This is a genomic window from Chlorogloeopsis sp. ULAP01 (assembly GCF_030381805.1).
In the GTDB taxonomy this organism is placed as follows: Bacteria; Cyanobacteriota; Cyanobacteriia; order Cyanobacteriales; family Nostocaceae; genus Chlorogloeopsis.
Map to the genome: position 1 here is coordinate 113773 of NZ_JAUDRH010000015.1, position 17904 is coordinate 131676.

Here is a 17904-nt window from a genome sequence, read left to right on the forward strand (position 1 = left end):
GTCCTCGATCGCTAATTGATTTTCTTGGTTTTCTTGGTACAAACCGGAGGGAGATAAGTGACTATAGTTACACCGAGAGTTTTGCTTGTCGATGATTGCCAAGAAGATCGAGAAACTTATCGCCGCTACCTACAGCGAGATCAGCAATACACATACAGAATTTTAGAGGCTACGACTGGGGAAGAGGCTCTATTTCTGTGCCGGCAGCAATTTCCGGACGTAATTTTACTTGATTATTTACTGCCGGATGTGAATGGGCTGGAGTTTCTGAACGAGTTGACGACTCAATTAGGTCAAACAAAACTCCCAATTATAGTATTAACAGGTCAGGGGGATGAACAGGTAGCAGTACAGGTGATGAAAAGTGGTGCTGCTGACTACTTAGTTAAAAGAAATACAACCTCAGAGAGCCTCCGTCTTGCGATTCAAAATGTTTTAGAAAGAACTCGCCTGAGTGGGCAATTGGAGGAGAGTGAAGCACGTTTCCAGGCGACTTTTAACCAAGCAGCTGTTGGTATCGCTCACGTAGGACAAAATGGACAATGGTTGCTGGTTAACCAGAAGTTTTGCGATATTGTGGGTTATAGCCCTGAGGAACTGAATCGGCTAACCTTAGAAGACATAACATATCCTGATGATATTAATGCCGATTTGGAATATGTTCGCCAGATATTGGCTAATGAAATTCAAACTTATTCGGTGGAGAAACGCTACATTCGTAAAGACAAAGCCTATATTTGGATTAATTTGACTGTCTCCTTAGTTCGCAAACCCTCTGGGGAGTTAAAGAATTTTATCTTTGTAATTCAAGATATCAGCGAACGCAAACAGTTGGAGGAAGCTCTACACCACACGAATGAAGAATTAGAACAGCGAGTAGCAAAACGTACAACTGAGCTTGTTCAGGCAAATTCGCGATTACAACAGGAAATTAAAGAACGCAAACAAGCAGAAGAACATCTGTGCCAGAGTGAAGAGCAGCGCAGGCTTGTCTTAGACTTGACTAACACGGGTTTTTGGAACTGGAATCTGACTACAGGAGAAATATTCTGGAATGATAACCACTATCATTTACTTGGTTTAGTACCGAATCAGGTTGAGGTTAACTATCAGATGTGGCGCGATCGCGTGCATCCTGATGACATAGAGCGAGTTGAGCAAGCAATTCACTATGCTCTTGATACTCAGACTGAGTACGAAGCCGAATATCGCGTTGTTCATCCTGATGGTAGCCATCACTGGCTAATGGCTAGGGGTAGAGGACTTTACAATGAGTCCAATCAAGCAGTGCGAATGATAGGGATGCTTTTTGATATTAGCGATCGCAAGCAATCAGAAGAGGCACTCAAGCAGAGTGAAGCTAGGTATCGGACACTAGCCGAAGCGATCCCACAAATGATCTGGGTGGCAGATGCCGATGGATTTAGCTACGACTTCAACGAGCAATTCCAGACATATCTAGGAATGACAATCGAGGAAATCCGAGGGCATGGCTGGTTGAGTGCTGTTCATCCCGCTCATGTGCAGTCAGTGATGACATTGTGGCAAGAGGCGCTGCAAAATAGTACACCTTATAATGTAGAGTATCGCTTACGACGGGCAGATGGGGTTTACCGTTGGCATCTGGTGCGGGCATTGCCGATGCGTGATAGTGAAAACCAGGTTGTGGCGTGGATTGGTTCTTGTACAGATGTTAACGACTTAAAACAGGCAGAGGATGAACTCAAAAAAATGAGTGCTGCCTTGAGCAATGCTGTGGAGGGAATTTCGCAGCTAGACGTTCAAGGACGTTATATGATGGTCAATCAGGCTTACGCAAATGCGGTTGGTTATCAGCCTGAAGAAATGATCGGCATGGCATGGCAGCAAACTGTGCATCCCGAAGACATTGAAATGGTAATGAGTGCTTATCAACAAATACTGAGTGCTGGCAAGGTGGAAGTTGAGGCTAGGGGTATTCGCAAAGACAGCTCCATCTTTTACAAGCAACTTACTATGATCCCTACTCTTAACAAGCACAAGCAATTTGTTGGACACTATTGCTTTATGAAAGACATCAGCGAACGGCAAGCCGCGCTTCGTGAACGCAAACAAGCAGAACAGAAAATCCGCGAACAGGCTGCTTTGCTTGATATCACTACTGATGCTATTTTTGTCCGCGATTTAAGTTATCGTATCTTATACTGGAATTCTGGTGCCGAACGCTTGTACGGCTGGCTGGCAGCAGAAGTAATTGGTAGAAACTGTTGTGAGTTTTTATATAAGCAAATATCACCTCAAACGGAAGAGGCTTTCAGAACCGTTGTTGAGCAAGGAGAATGGCAGGGAGAGCTAAATCAGCTCGCCAAATCTGGACAAGAGATTATCGCTCAAACCAGATGGACACTCATGCGCGACGAAGCAGGAAAACCAAAATCCATCCTCAGCGTCGATACTGACATCACCGAGAAAAAACAACTCCAAGCTCAGTTTTATCGAGCACAACGGTTAGAGAGTTTGGGTACCCTAGCAAGTGGTATTGCCCATGATTTAAATAATATACTGACACCAATTATAGCTGTTGCTCAACTGCTACCACTGAAAGTTCCCAATCTGGATGGGCAAAATCGGCAACTGTTGAAAATCCTAGAAGACAATTCTAAACGTGGTGCAGATCTCGTCAAGCAAATTACAGCATTTGCACGCGGAGCCGAAGGAAGGCGCATTCCTCTCCAACCAAGACACTTGCTAAAGGAAATTGAGCAGGTTGTCAAAAGTACATTTCCCAAATCAATTGAAATCTGCATTCATATACCAACGTCAAATCTTTGGACAATCTTGGCAGATCCGACGCAAATACATCAGGTGTTGATGAACCTGTGTGTAAATGCTCGTGATGCTATGGCTAATGGAGGTACCCTCAGTCTTTCTGCTAAAAATTTCCATGTAGATGAAAACTATGCCAGGATGAATTTGGAGGCAAAAGCTGGTAACTACGTGCTTGTAACTGTGTCGGATACAGGATGTGGTATTCCACCAGATTTATTAGAGCGAATTTTTGAACCCTTTTTTACAACTAAAGAACCGGGCAAAGGTACTGGATTGGGGCTTTCCACTGTGATTGGGATTATCAAAAACCACGGTGGTTTTGTCAGCGTGTATAGCGAAGTGGGTAAAGGCAGCCAATTTAAGCTGTTCTTGAGCGCCATTAACACCTCGACAACACAGGAAGCTAATGACTCACAGGCAGTAAGAGGCAACGGCGAATTAATTCTGGTTGTGGATGATGAAAAATTTATTCGAGATATTGCTAAAACCTCACTAGAAGAGTTCGGTTACAGAGTTCTGATTGCCAGTGATGGTATTGAAGCATTCTCACTCTACGCCCAACACAAAGATGAAATCAGTCTAGTATTGATGGATATACAAATGCCGTCGATAGATGGGTTTCAAGCTATTCGCATTCTGCAACAAATCAATCCTTCTGTCAAAATTATTGTCATCAGCGGGCTTACTTCCAATCACAAGCTTTTAGAAGCTAGTAGTATTCATGTGCAAGCATTTTTACCAAAACCTTACACGATTAAGGAATTATTGGACACTATTAATGATGTTTTGAGCGTGCCGTAAAATTTTGGATACTTCGACAAGCTCAGTACAAGTTTTGGATTTTAGATTAAAACTATTCTCGTGATCAGGTTGAACCTAGTAACGAGGGTTTATGAGCTGCTGCCCAAGATTAGTGTCTAATACCATTTCACTTTTTGAGTGATTCATATTCAACCCCTCCCAACCTCCCCTTAGTAAGGGGAGGTGCCGTAGGCGGTGGGGTACATCCATATCAGCCTTTTCGTGAAATAGTATAAGTATTATTCACCTTTATGAGAGCCAGTATTGAAAACGACGTACTTTTCTTGCACCACGAAGACTTACCAGAGTTTAAAAAAGGTGGTTCTGTGGTAAGAAATAGTTATTTTTGGGCGCTGCGTTCAATTGCGGGTAAGGCGTCACGATATGGTGATTGGGAATACGAATCAGAAGTTTGGCTAGCACTGGCGAGAATGCTAATGTCGTTTACTGAGTCTGGGTATTTGGGTTTTCGAGAAACTGTGTTGGAGTTTCCCTCTTCTGTAGAAATTCCAGAAGTGCTGCGAGATGTATCAACTTGGGAATGAGCAGAAGGCAGAAAGAAGGCAGCTATGCTGGAGGCAGGAGGCAGAAGGGAAGAGGGTATTAGCTATAAGTAGTTGCAGCAAATACTTTCTTTTTTGCAACAAATGTTCTTCCATGGATAAGAAATGCTTAAGTCATTGTAGGAAGTATATAAGCAATTACAGCTTTTGTTGAAGCGTTTACAGCAAATGTTCTTCCATTGATAAGAAATGCTTAAGCCATTGTAGGAAGTATATAAGCAATTACAGCTTTTGTTGAAGCGTTTACAGCAAATGTTCTTCCATTGATAAGAAATGCTTAAGCCATTGTAGGAAGTATATAAGCAATTACAGCATTTATTGAAGCATTTGCAACAAATGCTCTTCCATGGATAAGAAATGCTTAAGTCATTGCAGCAATTATTCTTTGTGAGCTAATAAGTAGCTGTTATGAAATCGCTTCCAATACAAGTAGAGGAATCAATAAGTCATCTTGTGATTGTCCAATACCTAAAAAGCGCCCGTCTTCAGCATACACTCGCAATATTTCATAATCAGAATTTTCTTGAGCAGCTATTCTCTGACCTTGACACCATTTTAGTGCATCTGTTGGATTTAAATGAGTAGATTGCAAATGCCCTAAAGCTACATCGGGGGGAAGAAGTTGAAAAGTTCCGGTTTGCAGTTGTGCTTCTAAGTCAGTAAAAGTGAGGCTATCTGCGAGGAAGAAGCCACTGCTAGCAGTACGTTGCAAAGCAGCTAGGGTACCACCAGTGTTTAAGACTGTACCCAAATCGCGAGCGATCGCTCGGATATAAGTTCCTGTACCGCAGGCGATCGCTACATCAACTTCAGGAAATTCTCCCTCTCGCCAGTCTAAAATTTCTATTTTGAATACTTCCACCGTTCGCACTGGTACTTCTACCGTTTTGCCTTTGCGTGCCAACTCATACAGGCGTTTTCCTTGTACTTGAATAGCGCTGTAACTGGGTGGGATTTGCTCTATTTTCCCTTCAAATTGTCGCAGTGCGAGTTTAACTGTTTCTAAACTCAAGTTTGTGACTGGTTGTTGGGTGATGATTTCTCCTTGTAAATCATCGGTTGTGGTACGCACACCCAGCTTGATAGTGGCTTTGTATGCTTTGTCTGTGGGAAGATATTGTAAAAGGCGAGTTGCTTTGCCAACTGCGATCGGCAAAACTCCGGTAGCAGCTGGATCTAAAGTGCCAGCGTGTCCTACTCGCTTTAATTGTAAAAGTTTTCTTGTCTTCGCCACACAGTCGTGAGAAGTCCAGTCAAATGGTTTGTTGAGATTAAGAAAGCCTAGCACGGGAAAATAATTGAGGTCAGTTGCTAATTTAAGTGCATTGCCACAAAAAAGCAACTTCTTCTTTATGTTGTGGGCATTGAAGAATATAGCCTACTCCTCTATCGCCCCATGTATAGGGTATATTATCATTTGATTGGATCTGAAATACCAATTGATTCATTGGTTGATTACAAGTAGGACACTTTGGATATTCAGGATATTGAACCCAATCAGGCCAACCTGCTAATTTATCTCCACCTTGATGCAATTCTTCCATTAAAATATCATCTAATATGTCCTCTTCATCCTCATCTAATGGAATTTTAAAATCATCTATTTCCAACCAATTGGGATAGTCATCTACCTCTTTCCAATCAACAATTAATTTAGCGGGAAATAAATCTTCTAATTCTGGTATTTCATATGCTGCTGGTGGCTGATTTGGCTGTACAATTCTAGCCAATTGACACTGGGAAAATGGAGACCAACCGTCATAGTCAGAAACACAATCTTTATAGACGACAAATTTGATTTTTCCGATATCTCCTTCCCAATCTACTACAGTGCCTGCAATTCCCTGTGGTAGTGGCAGATTTTTGGTTGCATATTCCTTTAATTTTTCACATTCTTCAATTGTTGTGCCAAACAATCCTGTATCATGCTTAATTTCAATTACATTAGTACAATAAAATAATTGTAAAATTCCAGTTCCAAAGATATTTTTTGCATTTTGAGGAAGTTCGTCAAGATTGATTTGCAGAAAAAACTGCATAGGCTGATTACAGTTTGGGCAAACAGGCCATTTTTCATCTGCATTCAGCCACGGTTTTCCGGCGAATTTTGATGCAGTTAAACTTCCATCTCCTGGTTGAATTATTGGCTTGAATGCCAAACGTTTAACACCGCTTAACTTTTGTTTGAACTGCTCTTTTACTTTCAAATGCATGAACTCTTCTCCACCACATCAACTATCGGCTCATATCTTAATTAAACGACGGCAGCGAGCGAAGGAATTAAGCTTCAAGAGTTCTTGCAAGGCACTAAACTCAGTTAAAAAGAGTTAAAGTTCCGAACTGCAAACTTGAAACTTTATATAAATTTTATGGGTTAATATTTAATTTTGCGGTTTGGAGGATTTTGCAATAGCTCAATATAGCACTTTCTCATATAAGTGCAACAAAGCAGTTAGGCTGACTGCCTTCATAGTTAATCTAGTCAAAATCAAAGTTTATGTGTATTTAACAGCAAAGTATATCGTTGGTTGGCTACATGAGCGTAAGCAATTGAGAGCAACGATATATTCTTTTTCAAATCTTAAAAAATGTCCTCTTGTCAAATTAACTACAAATTCCTGTTGCCAGTCGCTAAGATAAAGCTTTTAGCATCCTAAAATACAGGCGGTTGCCCAGAATTTATATAAAGTTTTTATCAAGAGAAAGGCACACAGCAGCACGTTGCCTCATTACCAAGCATGAAGAAGAATTCTTTCCTCAACAAGCCAACAACGAACACGCCATATCTACGCACTTGCGCGTAGTGACTTCTGTAAGGAGCTGCTTGCTTTCTACTTTCCATCAAACGTCAAAGATTGAATCAAGCTCAAACCCATAGCTTGGTTAGAAATAGATTTAGCGTAGGTGGCATTTAGATAGGGAGAATATTTTGGTATTCCAGCCACATAATTTTTAAAGAAAGGCAAGCTTAAAGCATTTATGTAGCGATGTGCCTGCTGGGGATTGTCTCCAACCAAACCTAGAGGAAATGTCGCTTGCTCAGTGCTTGCTTTACCCTCACCAATGACGGAAAAATGTGTTCCACCTCTAAGTAGAACAAGATATTTTTGTGAATTGGCAATCCAGGAGAAAGGCAAAATTTGTTCGTAAGCAGCAGGCGCGATCGCATCATCGCTGCTGGCGACAATCATGACTGGAGCTTGAATTTGACGTAAGCCTGCTTCACCAAAAATACTGCTAGTAATAGGATTAACTGCAATTACGGCTTTGACTCGCTCATCGTACAGGTTATGTTCTTCGCCGTTGCGATCGCGTATTGCTAAGGCGCGACATTGAAGTAGCAACGACAGATTCCAAGTTTGTTTGAGTACCTTTTGATTACAATCTCTTTTTAATTGCTCAAAGTTAATTTTTGCACCAGCTAAGGTTAAAGCTGTATGAGCGCCTAAAGATTGACCAAATACCCCAACCTGTTGTAAGTTTAGCCGATTGTTAAACCGAGAATCAGCTTGCAACTGATTTAATATGTATTTCACATCCAGAGGCTGCTGGTAAATTTCTGCGGACATTGCTACATCAGCAGCTTTGGCATCTGAGAGCGATCGCAATTGTTCAGTGTCGCTACCTGAGTGGTTGGGAACAATAACGGCAAAACCGTGAGAAGCTAGGTGAGTAGCTAAATATTGAAAGTTACTGCTGTCTGTACCCAAACCGTGAGAAATCAGGATGACAGGTATTTTAGTCAGGATGTTGGGAAGATAAATATCAGTCACTAGCAGTCTTGTGCGTGCTGGATCGAAAAACTTTAGTGTCTGTTTTGTCAATTCAAATCTTCCCTGAGCTGTTAAATCAGGTAAGTGGGAGAGATTAGATAATGATGGAATTGTAGCGGCTTCTTTTGCTTCCTGTTCGGAAACTGCTGCAACAGCCCGATTGGTTTGAGCGAGCATTTTTCCCACTTCCGTTACTATATTGAGAGTGCGCGCTAAATCAATTTGAATGCTGGAACTAGGATACTTACGCACTAAATTCATGAGCGTTAAGCCATCTGGCTCCTTGGCTGCTAAGATTAACGCTGACCGTAAAGCTGCAAATCCTGCTTTTGGTTTACGAGATTTGGTTTTGATTGCTTCTGTCAATCTGTGTAGTAAAAATTCTCCGAGCGGCGTGTAAAGAAATTGCGAAACCGCTACCGGATGAACTTTAATTGGAGTAATTAATGCCTGCCGTAATTCCTGAATCTGTTTGGGCTTGAGAAACTGTAAATAAAAGGCCAACTCCTCGTCAACTACACCATGTTTGGCGAATTTTTCCAAATCTGCCACAGGAATAGAATATTCTAAGACAGAGTAAGATGCATAAATGCGCTGTGCTGTCAGGGCTGAATAACTTAATCCAAAAGTTGGCAGCAGCATTGAGAGAACTAGCAATACCCAACTTTTTTTTAGGATACTAGTCCACTTACCAAAAAAGCTGTTCATCGTTCAACTATGCAAGTGGATTTTGTTGGACGAGGCGTGCATTTTGGTAGTTAATCTTACACCCTGGCTTTATTAATCTCATGCGCCTCAAAATTTGAACTTCAGCAGAGTTAATGAAGTAAGCTTACTAATAACCTTTCTGCTGAGATTGAGAGAGCAAAAGGCTCTAATTTTTATTACCAGGTTGAACCTGGTAACAAGGGTTCTGAGGCTTTGCCTCCAGGTTCTTGTGACTAGTGCAATAACTAAGTTTAATTACTTATTATTTTTCACTTAAATCAATTAATTTTCACTAACAATAACATCATAACAAATGTAAGAAAATATATGCTTATACAGATAAAAAATGAATATAAAAAATATTATTTTTTTGCTAGAAATAGCTATAAAATAACAGAAAAATTTTCAATTATTTAGTTTTTCTTCTCAAGGCGATCGCTATCGAACCAGCTACAACTAAAAATGCTCCGATTATTCCTACAAATGTGGTTTGCTCAGAATTAATTAAATTAGGTGATATAACTGATACAATCCAAACTGATAAGAAGGTAACAATCGGAGTCGAAGCTAATACTGCGCTAACTCGCGATGCCTCCCAATGTTCTAATGCTTCAGCAAAAGCACCATAAGCAATTAAAGTATTTAAACCACAAAAAATTAACATTCCCCAGTGAAACAAATCAAGTGTAAAAATTATTTGTGGTTTAGCTAATAAAGAGAAACATAAAGTACATCCTCCGTAAATTATCAGCATGATACTGGTAGAAGATAAAGATTGTAATAACTGTTTTTGCGCTAAGGCATAAATTGCCCATGTTACTGCTGCTAATACAATTAAACTACTACCTAGCAAATATTGTTTGGATGCATTAAAAATAATAGTTTTGTTATGAGATATAAAAAATTTACTTACTTGTATAGACGTATTTGTCATAGGCAAATTAGTATATTGGGAAACTTTGATTAAAGACTGAAATAGTTGGTCGTGAAAAAAGAGAATAAAACCAGCAATTAAAATAGTTACACCAATCCACTGACTCAATGTGTAACGTTCCCGGAAAATTACTAAACCTCCCAAACCCATCAAGAAAGGTGCTAATTGAATAATTACTTGAGCATTGGAGGGTGAAGTGAGCGCTAATCCTTGGAGATAGAGAATATAATTGCTCGCCAAGAAGACGGTTGCAATAACTAACAACTTCCAAGAAGTTAAACGCAATTGTACCAATGTTGGCAATTTTCCTCGCCAACCTAAATAAATTGCGAGCAAAACGAAGGAAATAAAAAAGCGGAACCAAGTAAGGGTATATACATCTAGTACTTGTAATGTTACCGTTAGTGCTATTGGTAGAATTCCCCACAATAAAACAGTTAATATTGATAGCGCTAATCCCAAACGCCAGCGCCCAGAAGTTTGATGTATTTTAGTCATAAAAGTTAATGGCTAATGGCTAATGGCTAATAGCTAATCAAAAAAACAATTAACAATTAGCAATTAACAATCTTTAAAAGAAATCTGGCATCCAAGGAGATGCACCTGTAAATATTTGCGTGGCTGCAAACAGTGCTGTTTCTGTCGCATCTAGTTTTCCTGCTAGCTGTAACTGCACTGGTGTAAACAAGCCTGTATATAGAGGCGCTAATCTTCTAATGTCTATTTGCAACTCACCCTTACCACCGCTTGTGACTTCACCACGTCCATTGGCAACAGAAAGGATATACTTACCATTGTTTTGTGCTAACAAGTCATCTTGAATTTCTAAGTGCAGTTCGGCTTCAACACCTGGTGAATAACCCCGCTTTTCTAATGCCTTGACTACATTGAGCACGCGCAACATCCAGTAATTTGTAGATCTAATTTTGGCTGTTTGCTCTGGTAATAACAATGTTAAGGCATCAATTGTAGATCCTCTCCAGCGCACCTTATCAATTTGTGATCGATGATTGGACATAAAACTCCAGAAAGTTCGTGCTGCATCAGCTGTGAGAATTACCCAATCTTTGACTCTCAAGATTGTGTCATTTTCTGCACTATGTTGACTGAAGATAATATAGCCTTGAGGAGCATCTGCCGAAGCGATCGCATAAATGTAGGTTGCTTCCTTCTCGTCTGGCTCGATGATTCTCTGCCAAATAGCTTTATATCTGTCTAGGTTTCCGTTGTTGAGTTTTGCTTGTTGTTGATAAATATCATTAAATAACTCAAGCTCAAACGGAACAGCTACAACAGGAAGTGGCTGCTCTGTTGATTGAATACTCTTAGCAGTAATTTCCCAACTACAAAAAGCACCTCCTTGCTCATATCCTGCTTTGCGGTATAGGCGTTGTGTGGCTGGAAAAAGCACGGAGATTGGTACATCCTTGGCATAAAGTTCTTGAACTGTCTGCCGCATCAAGGTAATAGCTGCCCCTGTACCGCGATATTCTGGAGCAACACCAACTGCGGCAATTCCTGTCATCGGTACTTTCTGATTACCCCACCACTGAGCCATAGGAAGATGAGCCAACCCGCCAACAACTTGCCCTTGTCGATGAAGAACACGGAAATTTTCCACACCTATTTTGTTGATATAGATATTCTCATCTTCTGGTGTGCCAATAAAACACTGTTCGAGGATTTTCCCGAACCGTTTCACATCTTCTGAATTGGCAAGTATGCTGTATTCAAATTCAAGCGTCATCGCACCTACCGCCTAGCGCAACTAAACTACAAACATACTACAAAAAACGGTAACATGGTACATCACCCGATTGATTCACCCAAATGGAGGAAGTAAATTTTTAAATCTACACTGTCGTTATCAACTTCTGGCTCTAATATAGGTGATGCTAAATTGTTCTTTTTGTTGATTAATATCCATGAATATATTTGTAAGAGCGCAAGACTTGCACTCCTACGGTTGAATAAGTTTTACCACAGAATTTATTCTCCTAGAGTCTTTTGTGCATCTGGTGTTTTTATTATCCCTCCAAAATCTCCAAAAATTGAGCTTCACTCAACTGCTCAACTCCCAAAGTTTGAGCTTTCTCTAACTTAGAGCCTGCATCTTCCCCTACAACTAAATAATCTGTTTTTTTACTGACAGAATCAGTAACTTTCCCACCAGCTTTTTGAATTAATGCTTTTGCTTCATCTCTTTTTAAAGTTGGCAAAGTACCTGTAATTACAAAAATTTTACCAGCTAATTTTTGATTACCATTCTTCACTTTTGCATCGTCTTCTTTATTGGCAAATTGCAATCCAGCGACTTGCAAGCGTTCAATCAAAGTTAGATTTGCATCAATGTGGAACCACTGATAGACAGACTCGGCTATTTCGGCACCAATACCGTAAATACCTTCAATATCAGAAATTCGTGCTGCCTTTAATTGTTCGACACTTTTAAACTTTTCTGTCAATGTTTGAGCAGTAACACTACCAACATGACGGATGCCTAAACCATACAATACCCTTGCCCAAGTTTGACTTTTTGATTGAGCGATCACATCCACCAATTTTTCTGCCGACTTTTTGCCCATTCGTTCCAAGTCACACAATTGTTCGGCACTCAAATCATACAAATCGGCAACGGAATGCACTAAACCTTTATCCACAAGCTGATGCACTAATTTTTCGCCAATACCGCGAATATCCAAAGCATCACGGCTCACCCAATGTTCAATTGCTCCCTTGAGAATAGCAGCACAGGAAGCATTGACACAGCGAGTTACCGCTTCACCCATCTCCCGCACTACAGGTTGCCCGCACACGGGGCAATGGCTGGGCATGATAAAGGGTTTTGTCTCTGGGGGGCGCAACTCTGTAAGTACGCGCACGACTTCTGGGATAATTTCCCCAGCTTTACGAACAATAACTGTATCACCAATGCGGATATCTAACTGAGCAATGCGATCGGCATTGTGTAAAGTAGCGCGGGAAACGGTTGTTCCTGCCAGTTGCACGGGGCGCATTTCTGCTAGAGGGGTAAGCGCTCCTGTTCTTCCCACATTCACTGCAATATTTTCTACGCGGGTGGGTGCTTCTTCCGCAGCATATTTTAGCGCCACTGCCCAACGGGGAAACTTCTGTGTAAATCCCAACTGTTCTTGGAGCTTAAAGGAATTTATCTTCACTACAACCCCATCAGTCATGTAGGGTAAATTCAGCCGCTCTGTATCCCAGTATTGGTAATATTGGGCAACTTCTTCTACAGAAGAACACAAACGCTGGTTAGGATTAACCTTAAAACCCATCTTTTGTAACAACTCTAGAGCTTCCCACTGGGTATTGGCGATACTTGCATCATCCATACCGGGAATGTGCAACGTATAGGTAAAAAAATCTAGTCTTCTTTGTGCCACAATCCGAGAGTCTAACTGTCTGAGTGTGCCAGCAGCAGCATTGCGAGGATTGGCAAAGGCAGATTCTCCCGCTTTTTGTCTTTCTTCGTTAATTTGTTTAAACACATCCAGAGGTAAAAATGCTTCGCCCCGCACTTCTACCCGTTCAAAATTTTTTAGCCCTTCTAAATTTAACCGTAAAGGAATGGAACGAATTGTCCGCACATTCTGAGTGATATCTTCACCCATCACCCCGTCACCCCTGGTTGCACCTCTGGTTAAAACGCCATTTTCGTAAGTTAAAGCCAGGGCATTGCCATCAATTTTCAGTTCGCAGACATATTCTGCCTCTGTTTGAGCAGGTACTTGTCGCCGCCAGCGTTGATCCCAAGTCCGTAATTCATCAACACTAAAGGCATTTTCTAAACTGTAGAGTGGGATATTGTGGCGCACCGAAGTAAACTGTGTTGCTGGTTTTTCGCCCACTCGTTGAGTAGGGCTATCCGGTGTCACCAATTCTGGATACTTGGTTTCCAGATCTTGCAATTCTCGATACAGGCGATCGTAAACAGTGTCCTCCATAATTGGAGAATCAAGGACATAGTAGGCGTAGCTTGCCTTCTGCAATAGTTGTCTGAGTTCCTGGATTCGCTGTTTGACTTCCAATGCGATTGCTTCCACCAAAATCTATCTCCTCCATCAACAATCAATATCAGCAAACAGGTGCGTTACACCACGTTAACGCACCCTAATGCATAGTGACTTCCAGCTAATAGCTTAATCAAATTTACCGATGCCAGTCCTCTACTTCATAGAGGAAACGTGTTTTGCCCATCAATTTGCGATTAGCAGAGGTGCTTTGGACAAAAACAGCATATTTTTCCAGGTTGCTGGGTTTGATCCGAACTGTTCCTCCAACAGGTAGCCCTAACATTTCTCGCGCTGCTTCCCCTTCAAATAAATCACCCGTCGTCCTCTCCATTAAAATTATTTCTTTATAACCTTGGATAGTTTCAGTTTTCGTGAATTCATAGAAACCGCGCCCGACTTTAAAATTTAAACCATTTTCTAAAACAAAAACTTTAATTGAAATATCTTTGTCAACTTCTAAAACTTGAAAACGCCCTGGAGAAACTGCTCGTAAATCTGCTGCTTCGTAATAAGATGTCCCCTCTCGCTTCATCATGGAATTAAATATCTGATTTAATCCACGACTCATACGCCCTTGATTAATTACTTCTTGTTCGTAGGCTTGTAGTTGTTCATCAGAAGATTGTTGATAGCAAACTGCTAAAAATAAGTCAGTAATGTAAGAAAATTGGTCAAGATTAATATGAAAACCACCTGATTTTTCAGCTAGTTCTTTATAAAAAGGAGTGGCGTGGGAACGGTTAAGAGCTTGTACTCCATAAACCATAATTCCTTGCTTGGCTAACTTATCAATCTCCTCCCGCCAATTCAATTTTTTGGGATTATGCGCTGGTGGATGAGGAATATCATCTCCAATTAAAACCAGTGATTTTGAGGCTGCATCTGACCAATTTAAATCTTGTGCTTCATGTAATACTAGTTCGTAACATTCTGGTGCATCACCACCACCAGTTGGTTCTACATTTTGGACAAAATCGCAAATGGCATCTACATCACTAGAAAGGTCAAAGTTTTTAATTACATAAGTAGAGCCTTGATCGCAATAATCTCCGTGAGCTATGATCCCAATTTTTATATGGGGAATTTCGCCTATCAGTCGTGTCACTGTTTCTTTGATTTTTCTTCTTACTTGAGTTAGGCAAGGATACATACTGCCAGTAGTATCAAAGCTGAAAACTACTTCAATGTTGGTGTTCATAAAGGTTAATTCAAATTAGAATTGTTTAGAGGTTATAAACCAAAGATAAAAATTCCCTAAATCAACTTGCAAAATCTCTTGATGTTGCAAGCAAAAACAGTATTTACAATCAAAGATGCATACAGATAATTCAAAAAATTCTGCTTATGATACCTACTTTAGTAAGTATCAATTCAATAGCTTAATCAGCGCATCCTTGATTATTGTAAAAAAATCAGCTTAAGTGAAAATAATATAAATTTTACACAGTGAAAAAATATACTGTTCCAGCATATTTATTGAATTCAGTTTGTATTAATTATTTCACTAGAAACCCGAAAAAATACCCTTATTATCTTCTACTTTCTTGTACTAGCCCCCAAAAATACTTAATCCCAAACCGCTAGATAAAGCCTTAACAAAAGCGATCGCTCCTGGAGAATTACCTGTATTATCCAAGGGAGGGCTGTAGCAAGAGACTCCTCCTTGATGAGGTACTACAGCTAAAAGTGTTCCACTGATACCTGATTTCATCGGTAGCCCAATCTCTAGAGCATATTGGAAAGAAGCTTCATACATCCCGCAGGTAAACATGAGTGCATTGACGATGCGGCGGTGCTGTGGTGCAATCAATTTACTTTCACACGCCAAAAGCTTTCCTAGCAGCGCTAAATCCTCAACTCTCCCAGATAAACAGCAGATTTGCTCGTAAGTATCAAGAGCTATTTTTGGATTTTTCACATACCTAGCTTGGGCAAGATTTTCGGTAATTGCTTGATTAATTTGAGAAGGTGCTGAACGTACAGAAGCAAGCATCACCTCATCTAACTTGAGTTGACAACCTGCCAGTTGATTTAGCCAATCGCATAAACGCTGAGTGCGATCGCGGGCATTATCTCCAGGTAATTTATCAGCGAGAGTAATTGCACCACTATTAATCATTGGATTGCGGGGGCGTCTGTCATCAGCAAGTAGCTGTTCAAGAGAATTAAATCTTAAAAGCGATGGTGCAACTCCAACCCAATCCAAAACCGTCTTTGCTCCCAAATGCTCTAACAAGTACAGTAGCGAAAACGGCTTAATTGCACTCATCAGTGGAAATAAGCAAGCCCTATCCCCTGCTGAGAAACTTTCCCCCGATGCACAGCAAATGGAAACAGCAAACCAATCAGAATTAGCTACAGCCAACTGAGGAATGCGTTCAGTCACTTGTCCTTGATATGCTTGCAATTTGGCTTGTTGTATCCAAGTTGATAACTCGGTGGTGGTGAGTGTTTCTAGTTTTCTCAAAGCTGCTATGGCGATTGAAGCATTTATAGCTAATGTAAAAGATGTACCGTCAAGAGTAAGCGATCGCTACCCTAAAAATTTTTAATTTTTAAATTTTAATTGTTATGACTCCCCGCGTCAGAGCGCCAGAATTACCGCAAAATTACCCTTGGCTCAACACAGAAAAACCCTTTTCTGTGAAACAACTCCGGAGCAGAATCATTATTTTAGACTTCTGGACATACTGTTGTATCAACTGTTTGCACATCTTACCAGAACTGAAAGATTTAGAACAAAAATACAAAGACAGCCTTACAGTTATTGGTGTACACAGTGCCAAATTTGATCACGAAAAGGAAACCGAGAATATCCGCCAAGCTATCTTACGCTACGACATTGAACACCCAGTATTAATAGACAATGGTTTTAAAGTCTGGCAAGATTATACTGTGCGTGCTTGGCCTACCTTGATCGTAATTGATCCAGAAGGATACGTAGTTGGCTCCCTATCCGGGGAAGGAAATCTTGATATTTTAGATGAATTGGTAGAAAAGTTAATTCACCAACACCAAGAAAAAGGCACTATCAATTTTCAAGAACTTCAACTCACTTTAGAGAAACAGCAAAAACCCTTAATTACACCGCTAGCTTTTCCCGGTAAAGTTTTGGCAACAATAGCAGGATTGTTCATTGCCGATTCTGGGCATCACCGTTTGGTTCTGAGTACCTTAGACGGAGAAATTTTGCATACGATTGGCACTGGAAAACCTGGGTTAGTTGATGGTTCCTTTCACGAAGCTCAATTTTTTGCACCCCAGGGAATTACATTTGATGCAGAAAATCAAATTTTATATGTTGCAGATACAGAAAATCATGCCTTGCGTCGCGTAAATTTGCAGCGTCAGGTAGTAGAAACTATTGCTGGAACAGGCAAACAAAGCCGTAATCTTCATCCTCACAGTGGCGTTGCTTTGGAAATAGCGCTAAATTCTCCTTGGGATTTACAAAAGGTGGAAAATAACCTATTTATAGCTATGGCAGGGCCGCATCAAATTTGGGAAATGAACTTAGAAAGCGGCACTGTGAAAACCTATGCTGGAACAGGTGCAGAAGCTTGTGTAGATGGTTTGCTTCACGAATCTGCCTTTGCCCAACCTAGTGGCATCACTACTGATGGAAAAGAACTATATATTGCTGATAGTGAAGTTAGCTCCATTCGAGGTGTGAAACTTGTAGAACCAAAAACAGTGCGAACCGTTTGCGGTAGTGGGGCGTTATTTGGCTTTGGTGATACAGATGGGCAAGGTTTTGCAGTTCGATTGCAGCACTGCTTGGGAGTAGAATATGCTCAGAATTACCTGTGGGTTGCCGATACCTACAATCATAAAATTAAATTAGTTAGTTCCAATACAGGTAACTGTCAAACTATATTGGGAGATGGTGTGGCTGGTTTGGAAGATGGGCAGGGGAAGAATAGCCGCTTTTATGAACCTTCAGGATTGAGTGTAATTAATTCTTTGCTATACATTGCTGATACAAATAACCATGTGATTCGACGCGTAGATTTAAATACGCTGGTGGTGACAACATTGGAATTGACAGGATTGTGTGCTCCAGATGTATGTATCCCACTGTCGTAAAGAGGCGATCGCTATGATTTTAAAGGATATACATTCTCGTGTAATAGGCAGCAAAGGTATTTGAGTAAATTGTCTAATTCTGACTTTCTAAAATCTCTATCTCGAAACGACTCCCATCATTTAACTTTTATTTGTGCCATTTTTAATTTGGCGCACCCTTGTATAGAAATAGTACAACCTTCACTCATCAGCTA

The 17904-nt window shown here is 40.6% G+C and carries 11 protein-coding genes; 3 read left to right on the forward strand and 8 right to left on the reverse strand.

The window, feature by feature from the left end; translation table 11 throughout:
• Positions 1-57: 57 nt before the first annotated feature.
• On the forward strand, positions 58-3609 hold the full coding sequence (locus tag QUB80_RS26440) for a PAS domain S-box protein (RefSeq protein WP_289792460.1): 3552 nt from the start codon (positions 58-60) through the stop codon (positions 3607-3609).
• Positions 3610-3860: 251 nt separating this feature from the next.
• The gene (locus QUB80_RS26445; protein WP_289792461.1) at positions 3861-4154 is read left to right on the forward strand and encodes a hypothetical protein; all 294 of its coding nucleotides are present in this window, start codon (positions 3861-3863) and stop codon (positions 4152-4154) included.
• A 424-nt stretch (positions 4155-4578) separates the two neighbouring features.
• Here QUB80_RS26445 and truB read toward each other — a convergent pair whose 3' ends face one another.
• The 8 genes from truB to QUB80_RS26485 all read right to left on the reverse strand — a co-directional run bounded on the left by truB (position 4579) and on the right by QUB80_RS26485 (position 16091).
• On the reverse strand, positions 4579-5460 hold the full coding sequence (truB, locus tag QUB80_RS26450) for a tRNA pseudouridine(55) synthase TruB (RefSeq protein WP_289792462.1): 882 nt from the start codon (positions 5458-5460) through the stop codon (positions 4579-4581).
• 28 nt (positions 5461-5488) lie between these two features.
• Complete coding sequence (locus QUB80_RS26455; RefSeq protein ID WP_289792463.1) at positions 5489-6385, reverse strand: DUF1963 domain-containing protein; 897 nt, start codon at positions 6383-6385, stop codon at positions 5489-5491.
• 618 nt (positions 6386-7003) lie between these two features.
• Positions 7004-8653, reverse strand: coding sequence for an alpha/beta hydrolase (locus QUB80_RS26460; protein ID WP_289792464.1), 1650 nt, complete (start codon positions 8651-8653; stop codon positions 7004-7006).
• A gap of 409 nt (positions 8654-9062) precedes the next feature.
• Complete coding sequence (locus tag QUB80_RS26465; protein WP_289792465.1) at positions 9063-10085, reverse strand: DMT family transporter; 1023 nt, start codon at positions 10083-10085, stop codon at positions 9063-9065.
• 73 nt (positions 10086-10158) lie between these two features.
• Entirely contained in the window at positions 10159-11334 is a 1176-nt protein-coding gene (locus QUB80_RS26470) for a GNAT family N-acetyltransferase (RefSeq protein ID WP_289792466.1), read from the reverse strand.
• A 280-nt stretch (positions 11335-11614) separates the two neighbouring features.
• Positions 11615-13654 carry an NAD-dependent DNA ligase LigA gene (gene ligA, locus QUB80_RS26475; protein WP_289792572.1) on the reverse strand — a complete coding sequence of 680 codons (2040 nt, stop codon included), beginning with the start codon at positions 13652-13654 and terminating at the stop codon, positions 11615-11617.
• Positions 13655-13760: 106 nt separating this feature from the next.
• Entirely contained in the window at positions 13761-14822 is a 1062-nt protein-coding gene (locus QUB80_RS26480; protein WP_289792467.1) for a vWA domain-containing protein, read from the reverse strand.
• Between the two features lie 351 nt (positions 14823-15173).
• A complete protein-coding gene (locus QUB80_RS26485; protein WP_289792468.1) occupies positions 15174-16091 on the reverse strand; it encodes a glutaminase in 918 nt (305 codons plus the stop codon).
• Positions 16092-16195: 104 nt separating this feature from the next.
• On the opposite strand from QUB80_RS26485, the gene QUB80_RS26490 reads away from it, so the two are divergent.
• The gene (locus tag QUB80_RS26490; protein WP_289792469.1) at positions 16196-17710 is read left to right on the forward strand and encodes a thioredoxin-like domain-containing protein; all 1515 of its coding nucleotides are present in this window, start codon (positions 16196-16198) and stop codon (positions 17708-17710) included.
• The last annotated feature ends 194 nt before the right edge of the window (positions 17711-17904 follow it).

Coding starts and splice junctions, on each gene's coding strand:
- QUB80_RS26490 (WP_289792469.1), top strand. CDS start 16,196: ATGACTCCCCGCGTCAGAGCGCCAGAATTACCGCAAAATTACCCTTGG.
- QUB80_RS26455 (WP_289792463.1), bottom strand. CDS start 6,385: ATGCATTTGAAAGTAAAAGAGCAGTTCAAACAAAAGTTAAGCGGTGTT.
- QUB80_RS26470 (WP_289792466.1), bottom strand. CDS start 11,334: ATGACGCTTGAATTTGAATACAGCATACTTGCCAATTCAGAAGATGTG.
- QUB80_RS26465 (WP_289792465.1), bottom strand. CDS start 10,085: ATGACTAAAATACATCAAACTTCTGGGCGCTGGCGTTTGGGATTAGCG.
- QUB80_RS26460 (WP_289792464.1), bottom strand. CDS start 8,653: ATGAACAGCTTTTTTGGTAAGTGGACTAGTATCCTAAAAAAAAGTTGG.
- QUB80_RS26445 (WP_289792461.1), top strand. CDS start 3,861: ATGAGAGCCAGTATTGAAAACGACGTACTTTTCTTGCACCACGAAGAC.
- QUB80_RS26480 (WP_289792467.1), bottom strand. CDS start 14,822: ATGAACACCAACATTGAAGTAGTTTTCAGCTTTGATACTACTGGCAGT.